Annotated in this window: 12 protein-coding genes and 1 tRNA gene; 7 read left to right on the forward strand and 6 right to left on the reverse strand. The window is 71.4% G+C overall.

Translation table 11 applies throughout. From position 1 onward, the window contains the following. Positions 1-121 precede the first annotated feature (121 nt). The 4 genes from TCUR_RS08160 (at position 122) to TCUR_RS08175 (ending at position 4,411) form a co-directional block, all read left to right on the forward strand. Positions 122-1,570 carry a form I ribulose bisphosphate carboxylase large subunit gene (locus TCUR_RS08160; RefSeq protein ID WP_012852015.1) on the forward strand — a complete coding sequence of 483 codons (1,449 nt, stop codon included), beginning with the start codon at positions 122-124 and terminating at the stop codon, positions 1,568-1,570. Further along, the gene (locus TCUR_RS08165; RefSeq protein ID WP_012852016.1) at positions 1,570-1,995 is read left to right on the forward strand and encodes a ribulose bisphosphate carboxylase small subunit; all 426 of its coding nucleotides are present in this window, start codon (positions 1,570-1,572) and stop codon (positions 1,993-1,995) included. The genes TCUR_RS08160 and TCUR_RS08165 overlap by 1 nt, the downstream gene beginning before the upstream one ends. A gap of 83 nt (positions 1,996-2,078) precedes the next feature. Next, complete coding sequence (cbbX, locus tag TCUR_RS08170) at positions 2,079-3,050, forward strand: CbbX protein (protein ID WP_012852017.1); 972 nt, start codon at positions 2,079-2,081, stop codon at positions 3,048-3,050. Positions 3,051-3,499: 449 nt separating this feature from the next. Continuing rightward, positions 3,500-4,411 carry a PAC2 family protein gene (locus TCUR_RS08175; RefSeq protein ID WP_217265505.1) on the forward strand — a complete coding sequence of 304 codons (912 nt, stop codon included), beginning with the start codon at positions 3,500-3,502 and terminating at the stop codon, positions 4,409-4,411. Between the two features lie 231 nt (positions 4,412-4,642). On the opposite strand, the gene TCUR_RS08180 is transcribed toward TCUR_RS08175, so the two are convergent. The 4 genes from TCUR_RS08180 to TCUR_RS08195 all read right to left on the reverse strand — a co-directional run bounded on the left by TCUR_RS08180 (position 4,643) and on the right by TCUR_RS08195 (position 8,063). Continuing rightward, entirely contained in the window at positions 4,643-7,021 is a 2,379-nt protein-coding gene (locus TCUR_RS08180; protein ID WP_012852019.1) for an ATP-binding cassette domain-containing protein, read from the reverse strand. 321 nt (positions 7,022-7,342) lie between these two features. Beyond that, positions 7,343-7,415, reverse strand: a tRNA-Val gene (locus TCUR_RS08185). A 128-nt stretch (positions 7,416-7,543) separates the two neighbouring features. Further along, complete coding sequence (locus tag TCUR_RS08190; RefSeq protein ID WP_041439421.1) at positions 7,544-7,750, reverse strand: hypothetical protein; 207 nt, start codon at positions 7,748-7,750, stop codon at positions 7,544-7,546. Beyond that, positions 7,722-8,063 carry a hypothetical protein gene (locus TCUR_RS08195; protein ID WP_012852021.1) on the reverse strand — a complete coding sequence of 114 codons (342 nt, stop codon included), beginning with the start codon at positions 8,061-8,063 and terminating at the stop codon, positions 7,722-7,724. The genes TCUR_RS08190 and TCUR_RS08195 overlap by 29 nt, the downstream gene beginning before the upstream one ends. Positions 8,064-8,388: 325 nt before the next feature. Between TCUR_RS08195 and TCUR_RS27485 the strand changes: the two genes are divergently transcribed. Beyond that, positions 8,389-9,600: an NsdA family TPR-like regulatory protein gene (locus tag TCUR_RS27485; protein ID WP_012852022.1), complete on the forward strand. Its 1,212-nt coding sequence runs from the start codon at positions 8,389-8,391 to the stop codon at positions 9,598-9,600. Between the two features lie 81 nt (positions 9,601-9,681). Beyond that, positions 9,682-10,602 (forward strand): hypothetical protein, encoded by a 921-nt coding sequence (locus TCUR_RS24815; protein ID WP_012852023.1) that lies wholly within the window; start codon positions 9,682-9,684, stop codon positions 10,600-10,602. A 125-nt stretch (positions 10,603-10,727) separates the two neighbouring features. Here the strand turns inward: TCUR_RS24815 and TCUR_RS08210 are convergent, their stop codons facing one another. Next, on the reverse strand, positions 10,728-11,606 hold the full coding sequence (locus TCUR_RS08210) for a S66 peptidase family protein (protein ID WP_012852024.1): 879 nt from the start codon (positions 11,604-11,606) through the stop codon (positions 10,728-10,730). 401 nt (positions 11,607-12,007) lie between these two features. Between TCUR_RS08210 and TCUR_RS08215 the strand changes: the two genes are divergently transcribed. Then, entirely contained in the window at positions 12,008-12,640 is a 633-nt protein-coding gene (locus TCUR_RS08215) for a DUF6069 family protein (protein ID WP_012852025.1), read from the forward strand. 19 nt (positions 12,641-12,659) lie between these two features. On the opposite strand, the gene TCUR_RS08220 is transcribed toward TCUR_RS08215, so the two are convergent. Further along, positions 12,660-14,393, reverse strand: coding sequence for a RelA/SpoT family protein (locus TCUR_RS08220; RefSeq protein ID WP_012852026.1), 1,734 nt, complete (start codon positions 14,391-14,393; stop codon positions 12,660-12,662). Between the last annotated feature and the right edge of the window lie 121 nt (positions 14,394-14,514).

Raw genomic sequence — 14,514 nt, forward strand, 5'->3', positions numbered from 1 at the left:
CCCGTCCTTTCAATAGTTGAGCGTTCACTTAATAGTGATCGCAGAACACTTGATGGACAGGCAAACTATCATTGCCGCACTCTTGGTGCCGTCCGCATTCGGTACGGCACGGGAGCACGTGATGTCAGGCAACGCAGGTACGGGCGGCCGCTGGTCGGCGGGGGTGATCCCGTACGCGGAAATGGGCTATTGGCGACCGGACTACCAGCCCAAGGACAGCGACATCCTGGCGGCGTTCCGGATCACGCCCCAGCCGGGGGTGCCGCCGGAGGAGGCGGGCGCCGCCGTGGCGGGGGAGTCCTCCACCGCCACCTGGACCGTGGTGTGGACCGACCGGCTCACCAGCTACGAGAACTACCAGGCCAAGTGCTACCGGGTCGAACCGGTGCCGGGCCAGGAAGGGCAGTTCATCGCCTACATCGCCTACGACCTGGACCTTTTTGAGGAAGGCTCGATCGCCAACCTCACCTCCTCCATCATCGGCAACGTCTTCGGCTTCAAGGCCCTCAAGGCGCTGCGGCTGGAGGACATGCGCATCCCCCCGCACTACGTCAAGACCTTCCAGGGCCCGCCGCACGGCATCGTCATGGAGCGCGAGTACCTGGGCAAATACGGCCGTCCCCTGCTGGGCGCCACCGTCAAGCCCAAGCTGGGCCTGTCGGCCCGCAACTACGGCCGGGTGGTCTATGAGGCGCTGCGCGGCGGGCTGGACTTCACCAAGGACGACGAGAACATCAACTCCCAGCCCTTCATGCGCTGGCGCGACCGCTTCCTGTTCTGCATGGAGGCGGTCAACAAGGCCCAGGCCGCCACCGGCGAGATCAAGGGCCACTACCTCAACGTCACCGCCGCCACCATGGAGGACATGTACGAGCGCGCCGAGTTCGCCAAGGAGCTCGGCAGCGTCATCGTCATGATCGACCTGACCATCGGCTACACCGCCATCCAGTCCATGGCCAAGTGGGCGCGCCGCAACGGCGTGCTGCTGCACCTGCACCGCGCCGGGCACTCCACCTACACCCGGCAAAAGACCCACGGGGTCAGCTTCCGCGTCATCGCCAAGTGGATGCGCCTGGCCGGCGTCGACCACATCCACGCCGGCACCGTGGTCGGCAAGCTGGAGGGCGACCCCAACTCCGTGGCCGGCTACTACGACACCCTGCGGCTGGGCAAGGTCCCCGCCGACCCGGTCAAGGGCCTGTACTTCGACCAGGACTGGGCCTCCCTGCCCGGCGTCATGCCGGTGGCCTCCGGCGGCATCCACGCCGGCCAGATGCACCAGCTGCTGCACTACCTGGGCGAGGACGTGATCTTGCAGTTCGGCGGCGGCACCATCGGCCACCCCATGGGCATCGCGGCCGGCGCCACCGCCAACCGGGTCGCCCTGGAGGCGATGATCAAGGCGCGCAACGAGGGCCGCGACTTCCTCAAGGAAGGCCCCGACATCCTGCGCGCCGCCGCCAAGCACAGCCGCGAGCTGGACGTCGCCCTGTCCACCTGGGGCGATGTCACCTTCACCTATCAGTCCACCGACACCCCCGACGTCGTCGAGACCCCCGTGAGCGTCTGATGCGGATCACCCAAGGCACCTTCTCCTACCTGCCCGACCTGACCGACGAGGAGATCGCCGCGCAGATCTCCTACGCCCTGGAGCGGGGCTGGCCGTGCTCGGTGGAGTTCACCGACGACCCCCACCCGCGCAACTCCTACTGGGAGATGTGGGGGCTGCCGATGTTCGACCTCAAGGACCCGGCGGGGGTGCTCCAGGAGATCAACGAGTGCCGCAAGGCCTACCCCAACCACTACATCCGGCTCAACGCTTACGACGCCAGCTACGGGCGGCAGACCATCGCGCTGTCGTTCATCGTCCACCGCCCGCCGGCCGAGCCGGGCTTCCGCATCGACCGGCAGGAGACCAGCGACCGCCGCGTCCGGGTCTCGCTGCATCCCTACGCCACCGACCGTCCCGAAGGCGAGCGCTACGGCGACTCCTGAGGGAACGGCCGCGGTCTTCCGCCCGCCGCGCACCGGTTGCGGCGGGCGGAAGACCGTCCACGGGCACCGAGGAACGAGGGGGCATGACAGAGCGCATGGAGTTCGGGATGCGGCCACCGGCCGGCGGCCCCGCCGAGCCGCCGCAGCCCGCCGAGCCGGCCTTCGAGCCGCTGCCGCCGGATGCGCGCATCGACCTGGCCGAGGACGGCGCGCAGGTGAACGAGATCCTGGACGCCCTGGACAGCGATCTGGTGGGGCTGGCCCCGGTCAAGACCCGCATCCGGGAGATCGCCGCGCTGCTGCTGGTGGACCGGGCCCGCGCCCGCTTCGGCATCGACTCCGGACGGCCCAACCTGCACATGTGCTTCACCGGCGGCCCCGGCACCGGCAAGACCACCGTGGCGATGCGGATGGCCGAGCTGCTGCACCGCCTCGGCTACGTCCGCAAGGGCCACCTGGTGTCGGTCACCCGCGACGACCTGGTCGGCCAGTACGTCGGGCACACCGCGCCCAAGACCAAGGAGGTCCTCAAACGGGCGATGGGCGGGGTGCTGTTCATCGACGAGGCCTACTACCTGTACCGGGCCGAGAACGAGCGCGACTACGGGCAGGAGGCCATCGAGATCCTGCTGCAGGTGATGGAGAACCGGCGCGACGACCTGGTGGTGGTGCTGGCCGGTTACAAGGACCGCATGGACTCCTTCTTCGCCTCCAACCCCGGGATGAGCTCCCGCATCGCCCACCACATCCACTTCCCCGACTACACCGCCGAAGAACTGGAGGCCATCGGGCGCCTGATGCTGGAACGCCAGGGATACGCGCTGGCACCCGAGGCCGAACCGGTCTTCCGCGAATACCTGAGGCGGCGCCGGACCCAGCCGCGTTTCGCCAACGCCCGTTCGGTGCGCAACGCCATCGAACGGGCCCGGCTGCGGCACGCCGGCCGGCTGGTCGCCCGGGGCGGGCTGGTCGGGCGGCAGGAGCTGATGACGCTGCACCCCGACGACTTCCTGGCCAGCCGGGTCTTCGCCGAGCCCGCCGCCCAGGCGGGATAGCCGCAGCGGCTCACCGGCGCCGAGGGCGGGCGGTTTCCGGGAACCCCGGCGGCCGCCCGCCCCGGTGTCCGGCGACGCGGCGCATGCTCTTCCCCACGGCCGGCCGGGCCGCGGCTCTTGCGGCCGGCCCGGTGAGCCGCTCCCGCGGCGGCCCGCTGCGCGAGGCGCGCCGGATCGGCGGCTGCGTCTTGAGCAGTGGGCCGCCGCGGCGATGGCGGGTTTTCTGAACCTTGCGGTCCCCAGCGCGCGCCCGTCATGCCGCCTTGGGAGACAACGCCGCTTTCACCCTTCCGCGCCCTATGCGTCACCTGCGGAAACGGCGGACCGAAAAGGCATGGCGCACAAGGGCGGCGAGCCGCCTCGACCGCGGCGCGCCGCCTTTGAGCAAAGGTCGAAGTCGCGATGTCCTATGTTGGGGACCAGTGATAACGGACGAGTTGGGGAAGATGGTGCGCAACCCTGAGGACCTGTACGAGCTTTCCGGAGACCTGCCGGAAATGACCGGTCCCGTCATGCTGTACTGCCTGGACGGCTTCGTGGACGCCGGATCGGTCGGTCAGCTCGTGCGCGAGCACCTGCTGAACTCGCTGGAACACCGGGTGATCGCCCGGTTCGACGCCGACTCCCTGATCGACTACCGGGCCCGCCGCCCGCCGATGACCTTCGACCGCGACCGCTGGCTGGACTACCAGGCCCCCGAGCTGGTCGTTCACCTGCTCCGCGACGAGGCCGGCACCCCGTTTCTGTTCCTGACCGGCCCCGAGCCGGACCGGCAGTGGGAGGCCTTCGCCGCCGCCGTCCGCTCCCTGGTGGAACGCCTGGGCGTCAGGCTCTCGGTCACCTTCCACGGCATCCCGATGGGCGTCCCGCACACCCGCCCGGTGGGCCTGACCATGCACGCCACACGTCCGGAGCTGGTCAACCGCGTGTCCTTCTTCGACCGCGTCCAGGTTCCCGGCAGCGCCGCGGCCCTGCTGGAGTACCGCCTGGGGCAGGCCGGCCACGACGTCATCGGCTACGCCGTGCACGTCCCCCACTACCTGGCCCAGGCCGCCTACCCGACCGCCGCCGTGGCCGCGCTGGACGCCGTCATCGGCTGCACCGGCCTGGTGCTGCCCTCGGACGCGCTGCGGGAGGCGTCCGTCCGCACCGAGACCGAGATCGCCGAACAGGTCGCCGGCAACGACGAGGTCGAAAAGGTCGTCCGCGCCCTGGAGCAGCAGTACGACGCCTTCACCGGCGCCACCGGGCGCCAGAGCCTGCTGGCCGAGGAAGCCGAGATGCCCACCGCCGAGGAGCTGGGCGCCCAGTTCGAGCGTTTCCTGGCCCAGCAGCGCCGCGCCGACGGCTCCGACACCTAGTGAACCTTGGGCAACACGCGGTCCAAGGCGCCGGGGAAGGGAGCCCCGATGGTCCCGGTGCCGCGACTTGCAGGTCACGGCCTCGCCTCAGGCAGCGAGGCCCTGCAAGGCACCTGCGGAGACGGCGTGGTGAAAAAGGTTCGGCGGTGAGATTCCACGCTCGCGCACGCGCTTTTCCCAGCGGACGCCTCCGCCCGGGCACCGGTCACGGCGCCCGGGCGGAGGCGCGTTTCAGGCGCCCACGTAGGCCGCCAGGTGCTCGCCGGTGAGGGTGCTGCGGGCGGCGACCAGCTCGGCGGGGGTGCCCTGGAAGACGACCCGGCCGCCGTCGTGGCCGGCGCCGGGGCCCAGGTCGATGATCCAGTCGGCGTGGGCCATGACGGCCTGGTGATGCTCGATGACGATGACGGAGCGGCCGGTGTCCACCAGCTTGTCCAGCAGGCCCAGCAGGTGCGCCACGTCGGCCGGGTGCAGGCCGGTGGTGGGCTCGTCCAGCACGTAGATGCCGCCGTCGGTGCCCATGTGGGTGGCCAGCTTCAGACGCTGCCGCTCCCCGCCCGACAGGGTGGTCAAAGGCTGCCCGAGGGTGAGGTAGCCCAGCCCGACGTCGATGAGCCGGGTGAGGATGGCGTGGGCGGCGGGGGTGCGGGCCGGCCCGCCGGCGAAGAACTCCGCGGCCTCGCTCGCCGACATCGCCAGCACCTGGCTGATGTCCCGGCCGCCCAGCTTGTAGTCCAGCACCGCGGGCTGAAAACGCTTGCCCTCGCACTCTTCGCAGGTGGTGGCCACGCCGGCCATCATCGCCAGGTCGGTGTAGATGACGCCGGCGCCGTTGCAGGCCGGGCAGGCGCCCTCGGAGTTGGCGCTGAACAGGGCGGGTTTGACGCCGTTGGCCTTGGCGAAGGCCTTGCGGATCGGGTCCAGCAGCCCGGTGTAGGTGGCCGGGTTGCTGCGCCGCGAGCCCTTGATGGGGGACTGGTCCACGACCACCACCCCGTCCCTGGAGGCCACCGAGCCGTGGATGAGGGAGCTTTTGCCCGAGCCGGCCACCCCGGTGACGGCCACCAGCACCCCCAGCGGGATGTCCACGTCCACGTTCTGGAGGTTGTGGGTGGAGGCGCCGCGGACCTCCAAGAACCCCTTCGGCTCCCGGACCTTGTCCTTGAGCGAGGCCCGGTCGTCCAGGTGGCGGCCGGTGAGGGTGCCGCTGGCCCGCAGTTCCGCCACGCTGCCTTCGAAGCAGACGGTGCCGCCGTCGTGGCCGGCGCCCGGGCCCAGGTCGACCACGTGGTCGGCGATGGCGATCGTCTCCGGCTTGTGCTCGATGACCAGCACCGTGTTGCCCTTGTCGCGCAGCTGCAGCAGCAGCTTGTTCATCCGCTGGATGTCATGGGGGTGCAACCCGATGGTGGGCTCGTCGAAGACGTAGGTGACATCGGTCAGCGGGGAGCCCAGGTGCCGGATCATCTTCACCCGCTGGGCCTCGCCCCCCGACAGCGTGCCGGAGGGACGGTCCAGCGACAGGTACCCCAGCCCGATCTCCACGAACGAGTCCAGGGTGTGGGTGAGCTTGGCCAGCAGCGGCGCCACCGACGGCTCGTCCAGCTCGCGCAGCCACCGGGCCAGGTCCCGCACCTCCATCGCGCAGGCGTCGGCGATGTTGATCCCCCTGATCTTGGAGGACCGGGCGGTCTCGTTCAGCCGGGTGCCGTCGCAGTCGGGGCAGGTGATGAAGGTGATGGCCCGGTCCACGAAGGCCCGGATGTGCGGCTGCATCGCCTCCCGGTCCTTCGACAGCATCGATTTGCGGATTTTGGGGATCAGGCCCTCGTAGGTGACGTTGATGCCGTCGATCTTGATCTTGGTCGGTTCCTTGTAGAGCAGATCGTGCAGTTCCCGGTCGGTGAACTTGCGGATCGGCTTGTCGGGGTCGAAGAAACCGCAGCCCAGGAAGATACGGCCGTACCAGCCCGACATGCTGTAGCCGGGGACCGTGATCGCGCCCTCGCGCAGGGATTTGCTGTCGTCATACAACTGGGACAGGTCGAAGTCGTTGATCTGGCCCATCCCCTCGCAGCGCGGGCACATGCCGCCGGTGCGGGTGAAGGACACCTTCTCGGCCTTCTGCGCCTTGGCGCCGCGTTCGACGGTGATCGCGCCGGACGCCTGGACCGAGGCGACGTTGAACGAGAACGCCTGGGGCGGCCCGATGTGCGGCTCTCCCAGGCGGCTGAACAGGATGCGCAGCATCGCATGGGCGTCGGTGACGGTGCCGACCGTGGAGCGGGGATTGGCCCCCAGCCGCTCCTGGTCGATCACGATCGCCGTGGTCAGCCCCTCCAGCACGTCCACGTCCGGCCGGGACAGCGACGGCATGAAGCCCTGCACGAACGCGCTGTAGGTCTCGTTGATCAGCCGCTGCGACTCCGCCGCGATGGTGCCGAACACCAGCGAGCTCTTGCCCGACCCGGAGACTCCGGTGAAGACCGTCAGCCGGCGTTTGGGGATCTCCACGCTGATGTTCTTGAGGTTGTTCTCACGCGCGCCCTGCACGCGGATCAGGTCGTGGGTGTCGGCGATGTGCGCGTCCGTTCTCGTGGCCGGGCCCATTGTGTCTCCGTCCCTGGTGAGGATGGTTTTTATGGATTTCGTCCGCTTCTGTCTGAGCGACGTGGAGTAGTGTGCCTGGTCTCTGTTCGCCGGTGCGGTCGCAACAGGCGGTTTCCCAGCCGATCCGGACGGCCGATATAGGCCAAAAATGACGCGCATGAGTACGGCGCGCATCACGGACGAAAGGGCTGGGAGGGGCCTGCAGGGAGATGACGGTAACAGCCGGGGGTGACATTCCCACGCCGCGCGAAGGCCCGGCCGCTCACGGCCCGCCCTCCTCGGGCCGTGCCCGGCGGGCGACCCGAGGAGGGCGGGGAAGGGTGGGGCTGGCCGGATTCGAACCGACGACCTACGAGGTGTAAGCTCGCCGCGCTGCCAACTGCGCCACAGCCCCTCGGCTGCAAGAGACCATACAACCTCAACCGGCCATGGCAGTAAACGAGACCGAGGCGGCCCTGCTCTTCCCCGGGGTCGCCGGGGCCCGGGACGGTCCCAAGAGGGGTCTGCGCGGCCCGCCGCCGCTCACCGGCCGTCCCGCCGCGCCGCATCCGGCGGGGCCGCCGGGCCGGCCGGCCGGATCGCTTCGCGCGGTTCGAACACCGTGGACCGCACCGCCACCGGCGCGCCTTGGCGGGCGGTGACCCACTGCCCGGTCACCTCACGGATCCGCCGGCCCGGGAACTGCCGGCACAGCGCCGCCTCACAGCGGGACGCCGGCGCCTTGCCCACCGGTTCCATCTCCGTGTCCGGACGGGGGAGCGGCCGCGTTCCCGCGCTGGCGGGCCAGCGCCAGCAGCACCGCCACGGCCCCTGGTATGTCGTCGGCGGAGTGCCGCCGCAATGACGGCCGGAACACCAGCCGCTCCCCGTCCTCGTCCACTCGTACGTCCACCACGGAGCCGCCGGGCCCGGCCACCTCCAGGCGCGGGATCGCGTCCCGCAGGGCGGGCCGCACCTCGGGCCATGCGACGCGGACGGCCTCCCGGAGCAATGCCGACAGCACCCGCATCGCGCGTGCCTCGGCCTCGTGGGCGTCGCTCATCACATCGTCCGCAACCGGACGCGGAGGCGGGCCTGCGCAGGTGGCCGGCCGAGCGGGCCCGGGCCGTTCCCGCAGCTCATCAGGCCGCCGGTGAGCTTTGCGGCAGGCCGTGGCCGGCCGGGGAAACCGGACGGGCCACGGGTCCGGCCGCCTGGTTCGGCCTGTTTTGTCATTGAAAAGGGGTTCCTATTCGCCCGACTCCGTGCCATATTGACCAAGATCAGCTAAGAGGGCGGCTTCAGCCAATTACATGGTGATATCTCACCGTGGGATATCCGACCTCCGGGGACGGCCGAAGACCGCCGGGTGAAGCGCCGGAGGGGCCATGCCGGGACGCGCCCAAGATCCACTGGTGGTCCCCGACGCCCTGTGGGAACACCCGGAGACCATCCGGGCGCTGCGGGAACGGGACATGGGCCGCCTGTTCCATCTGCTGCGCCAGTACGCCGGGGCCAGCCAGACCCAGATCGCCATCGCCTGCGGCATGACCCAGGGGCGGGTCAGCGAGACCATGAAGGCCGGCGGGCGCCGGATCCACACCCTGGAGGTGTTCGAACGCATCGCCGACGGGCTGGGCATGCCCGACTCCGCCCGGCTCGCCCTCGGGCTGGCCCCGCGGGCCCACGCTCCTGCCACCGAGCCGCCCGCGCCGCAGGACGCCCCCTCCGCCGCCGAACCCGCCTCCGGCCTTGTGGACTCGCTCGGCGTCTTCGCGGCCGCGCCCGGCGACCGGACGGCACCGGACGCGGCCCGCCCCTTCGTCCCCGGCGCCGACCCGGAGGCGGGGGAGCGGCTCGCCCATGCCGCCCGGCGGCCGGCCCGCCTTGACGCCCACGCCATCGCGGCCTTGTCCACCATGCTGGCCGGCCAGCGCCGCCTGGAGGACCGCATCGGCCCGGCGGCACTGGTCGCCCCGGCCACCGCACAGCTCCCCCTGCTCGCGCAGATGCTGCGGGAGGCCCCCTCGGCGCACCGCGCCGCCCTGGCCGAGGTGGTCTCCGAATGGGCCACTTTCGCCGGCTGGCTGCACCTGGCCACGGGACGGGACGAGACGGCCAAGCTCCTGTTCCGGCGCGCCGAGGAACTGGCCGACGAGGGCTCCGACGGCACCCTGGCCGCCACCGCCGTCAGCTTCCGCGGCTACCTGGAGCGCCTCCGCGGCCGGCCCCGCGCCGTGGTCCGCTGGACCGCCGCCGCCCTGGAGACTCCCGGCTCCCACCCCGCTCAGCGCGCCTACGACTGCATCCAGCTCGCCCAGGGCCACGCCGCGCTCGGCGACCTGGAGCAGATGCGCCGCCACCTCGACCGGGCCGCCGAGCTGGCGGCCCGCACCGCGGAGCCCCCGCCGTCGGTCTACTGGTACAACGAGCCGTTCTTCCACGTGCAGATCGGCCTGGCCCACCTGGAGGCCCGCCAGTACCGCCAGGCCGCCGACATGATCGCCACCGGCCTGGCCGGCATGTCCCCGGAGCAGCGGGCCGCCCAGTGGGTCGCCGAATATGACGAGGCTCTGACCGTCGCGCGGGATCGCGCGTGAAGTCATTTCGGTGGTGGTGACAGTCAGCGGCGGAGTTTTATATGCCTGGGCGTGCCATAGGAGATGAGGAGCGTCAGCAGCATGGCCACTAAGCAGTTCGAATCAGGTGTGCTGTTCGCGCCGTCGGTTCCGCAGTGGGCTCGCCGGGCCTTGCGTGAATGCTCGCAAGAAGGATCTCTGATCCTCGCATCAGATCCCCCTCCGAAAAAGGTGTATTGGGTCGTCCCTTTGCTGGGATCCCTCCTCAGAGGTCTGGCCGGGGCGCTCGCCGCCCCCGTACTGGTCTATGTGTGCATGGCCGTGGGCGGGGCTCTCGTAAGCACGCCCTCCGAAGATGTTTTCGAGGTCGTCGACGAGTGGGCGGATCGGTTTCAATGGGTGTTCGTCGTCGCCGGGGTGGCGGGGGCATTGTGGGGGGCCGTCACACCCTGGCGGGGCGTCGGCAAAGAGAGGGCGCAGCAGAAATACCACGGCAGGTATCTGACCGCGGACGACCTGGACGGGCCCGCATGCGAGCTGCTGACACGGGCGGCCGCCGCCGTGGACCGGGTGCTCGGCTCGGCGGTGCATCGCGACGGGCTGCTTGACCGGATCGGCAATGACGTGGTGCTTCCCCAACGGCTCTGGGAAATCGCCCGGCTCCTGCACCGGCAGACGCTGCTTCGCGCAGAGCAGGAGGCGGCCTGGAAACAGGCGCGGTCGGCGGAGCTGGAGGCGGTCACCGCGCCGCAGCGGGAGGCGTTGAGACAATCGGAGGCCGCAGTCCTCAAGCAGGTCGAGGAGCTTGAGGGCTATGCCGCACGCGTCGCTGAGGTCGAATCCGTCTACACCGCGCAGAAGATGCTGGGGGACAACCACAAGTACATGGACCTGCTGGCGGCGACCAGTGACGAAGAATCCGTCGCCGAACTCGCCGCGCACGCCGATGGCGTCTCCAAGCAGTTCACCGAAAGCCTCAGGGAGGCCATCGAAGCCGGACAGGTTCTGGCACTGCCGAAATGAGCTTCTTGTTGAACGATCGGCGGAGTTACACAACAGGAGAACCGTGATCTGCACGGTCCCGGTCTCGAATCCGCGCGGCCCCTGGCGGGAGCGGGCCGGGGGAAGGCGCGCCGGCGACCTGGGCTTCAGCCGAAGAAGCGCAAAGTCGCCGTGGCGGTGGACAGCTCGGCTCGCACGCCGAACGGCAGCGTCAGCTGGGTGGGGCCGTGGCCTGCGGGAAAGCCCCACAGGATCGGCACGCCCAGCGGGCCGAGGCGGTCCGTCAGCATCGCGCGCAGCTCCTCTTCGGGGCCGCAGTCGACGAACGAGCCCAGCACGATGCCGGTCACGCCCTCGAACCAGCCGGCGCGCAGCAGCTGGGTGAGGGAGCGGTCGAGCCGGTAGGGGGCCTCGGTGACGTCCTCCAGGAAGACGATGCGGTCCCCGGCGGGGGGAGCGCCCTCCGGCGCGCCCAGGCTGGTGGCCAGCAGCGTGATCGTCCCGCCGTGCAGCACGCCGCGCGCGGTGCCGGGGACCAGGGCCTCGCCCGCCGGCGCGCGCAGCGCGTCCAGCCCGGTGAAGAGCGCCCGGTGCAGGGTGTCGGCGGTCAGCCGGTCCCGGCTGAGAGCCGTCCCGGCCGGCATCGGGCCGAAGTAGGTCACCTGCCCCAGGTGGTGCGCCAGGGCCGCGTGCAGGGCGGTGATGTCGCTGGAGCCCACGAAGACCTTCGGGCCCGCCTGCCGCAGGCGCTCCCAGTCGATCAGGTCGAGCATGCGCTGGGCGCCGTAGCCGCCGCGGGCGCACAGGACGCCCCGCACCCGCGGGTCGGTCCACGCCTCGGTGAAGTCCGCGGCGCGCGCGGCGTCCGGACCGGCCAGATACCCCGAGACCGCCGCCACGTGCGGGGCCACCCGCACGCGCAGTCCCCAGCCTTTGAGGATCGCCACCCCGCGGCGCAGCGCCGCCGCCCCCACGGGGCCGCTCGGCGCCACGATCGCGACCAGGTCGCCCGGTGCAAGCTTCACTTCCCCGCCCCTTCGCCGCCGGTCACCCAAGAGCCTGCCACGCCGGGCGTCTTCACCGGCCGATCCCCTTCCCGGCCTTTGACCGGCCGGCTCGCGCAGCGGGATCGCGGCTGCGCCGCCGCACACGCGGAACGGGCAGGGAAAGCAGGTCCGGGCAACTCGTTCGTTGAACCTTTCAACACGACCTTCCCGCAGGCGGGGCCGGGGGCGATGCCGTGACCTGCAATGCCATGGCCTCGGATGCCGCCCCGGCTCCCGTCTCCGATGCCCGGGACCACGTGTTGAAAAAGGTTCATTGCCTACGCCTGGGCCGTCCTTGGTCTTGAGGGTCTTCGCGGCGGCAACGAGTGCAGGGACGGAATGTGCCGTTTGGTGCATCACGTGGCTGTTTGGGGGACGGCATGCCCAAGGTGCCTTTCGGGTCGCATCCAGGCGGCGGTCCGGGACCGCGCGCCCACCCCCTTGGGCGGTCGCGTCCGCCGCTGATCGGCTCCTACCGCTGCCCGGCGACGGTGGCCCGGCCGCGTCCGGAGCCGGTCGCCGAACGCTACCGGGGGTTCGCCGCGCTGCACAGCGCGCTGGCGGCCGGCCCGGAGATCAGGCTCGGGCGGCTGTGGGCGGGAGGCGCGGTCGCCGCCGTATGCGCGGCCATGGTGACGGTGCTCGGCGGGCTGGTGGCGCGGGGCCTGCTGGAGGTGGCCGTGCCCGCCCCCGTGAGCCCGCAGGCCGATGGTGCGGTGGTGGGGCTCGTCTACGCCCTGTGCGCGGTGGCGCTGACCTTGCAGGCCACCGGGCTGCTGCAGGTGCTGATGACGGTCTCGGCCCGGCCGGTGCGCGCCCTGGTGTGGATCTGCGGGGCGGGGACCGGGGTCGCCGCGCTGCTGCCGCTGGTCGTGCGGGCCGACCCGCAGGCCAGGCTCGCCACCGCGGCCATCCACCTGACGGCGGGGATCGTGGTGATCGCGGTGCTGGCCGTCACCGCGTCCCTGGCGGCCCGCTGGCCGGGGCCGCCGGGGCTCGACCCGGGCCGGTGACCGCGGGGCGCCGCGCGCCTCAGGCGCCGGCGAAGCGGGTGACCAGCTCCTCCAGGGAGAGCGAACCGGAGGCCAGGGCGGCGTACATCTGGTCGACCTCCGCATACCCAAGGTCGCGGGCGATGGCCAGCGACTCGCCGTGGGCCTCGGCCGCCAGCAGGTCGACCTGCCGGTCGGCCAGGGCCTGCACCAGGCGGCGGCGGCCCTGGGCGGAGACCTCCTCGGCCTGCCGGTGGGCCAGCCAGCGCTGGATGTGGACGCGGGCGGGCGCGGTGGCGGCGATCTGGAGCCAGTCGGCCGACGGGCAGCCTTCCGGGTCGGTGAGGATCTCCACCACATAGCCGCTGCGCAGCTCGGCCGACAGCGGCGCCAGCCGCCCGTTGATCAGGGCGCCGATGCTGTGGTTGCCGGTCTCCGAGCCCAGCGCGTAGGCGAAGTCCAGCGCGGTGGCCGAGGCCGGCAGCAGCACGATCTCCCCGCGCGGGGTGAAGACCGGCATGGAGTCGCCGGCCAGGTCGGTGCGCAGCCCGTCCAGGAAGTCCGCCGAGAGGGCGTCGGACTGCCAGGCCAGCAGCCGGCTCAGCCACACCAGGTCGCGGCGGCCGGAGACGGCGTCGGCGGTGGCCGTCCCGGCGTCGCGGATGTGCGCCACGATCCCGTACTCGGCGACCGGGTGCATGGCCCGGCTCTGGATGATCACCTCCAGCGGGTCCCCCTCCGGGCCGATCACCCGGGTGTGCAGGGCCTGGTACATGTTGAACTTCGGCAGCGCGATGTAGTCCCTGACCCGGCCCGGGCACGGGCGCAGCGCGGCGTGCACCGCCCCCAGCGCGATGTAGCAGTCCTGCTCGTCGCCGTCCACCACGACCAGCACCCGGGCCGCCTCGCACGGCCGCAGCCCCACCACCCGTTCGCCGAAGTCCTGGTGGACCGCGTACAGGTGCCGCGGGCGCACCGACACCCGCGCCGACAGCCCGTGCCCGGCCAGGGAGCGGCGCAGCCGCTCCGTCGCCGGGCCGAACACCTGCTCGGCCCCGGCCAGCGCCCGGGCCATCGCGGCGGCGGTGGCGGCGTGCGCATCCGGGTCGCGGTGGGCGAAGGCCAGGTCGTCCATCTCCCGTTTGAGGACGTGGATGCCCAGCCGCTCGGCGAAGGGGACCAGCAGTTCCAGGGACGCGGTGGCGTAGCGGGCCCGTTTGTGCGGCGGCTGGAAGCCCAGCGTGCGCAGGTTGTGCAGGCGGTCGGCCAGCTTGATCACCAGCACCCGCAGGTCCGCCGCCGCGGCCAGCACGATCTTGCGGAAGGTCTCGGCCTCCCGCCGGTCGCCCCAGCGCTCGCCGTCCAGCTTGGTCACCCCATCGACCAGCACGGCGACCTCCTCGCCGAAGTCGGCGCGCAGCTCGCCCAGCGTGTAGGGGGTGTCCTCGACGGTGTCGTGCAGCAGGGCGGCCACCAGGGTGGTGGTGTCCAGCCCCATTCCGGCCAGGATCATCGCCACGGCCAGCGGGTGGGTGATGTAGGGGGCGCCCGACTTGCGCAGCTGGCCCCGGTGCATGCGCTCGGCCACGTCGTAGGCCCACTCCAGGAGGCGGACGTCCTCGTCGGTGAACGCGGGGCGGCGCGCCTGCAGCAGCGGCGCCAGGGCGGCCCGCACCGCGGCGCGCCGGCCGGCGCGGTCTTTGGGCGCAAGGAGGCGCCTGCGGTGCCCGCCGTGCGGGGTGAGCTTGGCTTCCTGCGGATTCAGCGACGTCATCGCGCCATCCGGTGCCCTTTCAGGTAGCGCGGTTGCTACCGCCTGTAGCGGTCATTATGTGTGACGGGCGCTTTCCGGCGCGAGCATTGACGGCGACTCGGTCTGTTTTACACGCCCTTCA

Source organism: Thermomonospora curvata DSM 43183, assembly GCF_000024385.1.
GTDB classification, from domain to species: domain Bacteria; phylum Actinomycetota; class Actinomycetes; order Streptosporangiales; family Streptosporangiaceae; genus Thermomonospora; species Thermomonospora curvata.

Excerpts from the sequence above, each read along its gene's own strand:
- TCUR_RS08160 (WP_012852015.1), top strand. The coding sequence starts at position 122 with ATGTCAGGCAACGCAGGTACGGGCGGCCGCTGGTCGGCGGGGGTGATC.
- TCUR_RS08165 (WP_012852016.1), top strand. The coding sequence starts at position 1,570 with ATGCGGATCACCCAAGGCACCTTCTCCTACCTGCCCGACCTGACCGAC.
- cbbX (WP_012852017.1), top strand. The coding sequence starts at position 2,079 with ATGACAGAGCGCATGGAGTTCGGGATGCGGCCACCGGCCGGCGGCCCC.
- TCUR_RS08180 (WP_012852019.1), bottom strand. The coding sequence starts at position 7,021 with ATGGGCCCGGCCACGAGAACGGACGCGCACATCGCCGACACCCACGAC.
- TCUR_RS08195 (WP_012852021.1), bottom strand. The coding sequence starts at position 8,063 with ATGAGCGACGCCCACGAGGCCGAGGCACGCGCGATGCGGGTGCTGTCG.
- TCUR_RS27485 (WP_012852022.1), top strand. The coding sequence starts at position 8,389 with ATGCCGGGACGCGCCCAAGATCCACTGGTGGTCCCCGACGCCCTGTGG.
- TCUR_RS24815 (WP_012852023.1), top strand. The coding sequence starts at position 9,682 with ATGGCCACTAAGCAGTTCGAATCAGGTGTGCTGTTCGCGCCGTCGGTT.
- TCUR_RS08215 (WP_012852025.1), top strand. The coding sequence starts at position 12,008 with ATGCCCAAGGTGCCTTTCGGGTCGCATCCAGGCGGCGGTCCGGGACCG.
- TCUR_RS08220 (WP_012852026.1), bottom strand. The coding sequence starts at position 14,393 with ATGACGTCGCTGAATCCGCAGGAAGCCAAGCTCACCCCGCACGGCGGG.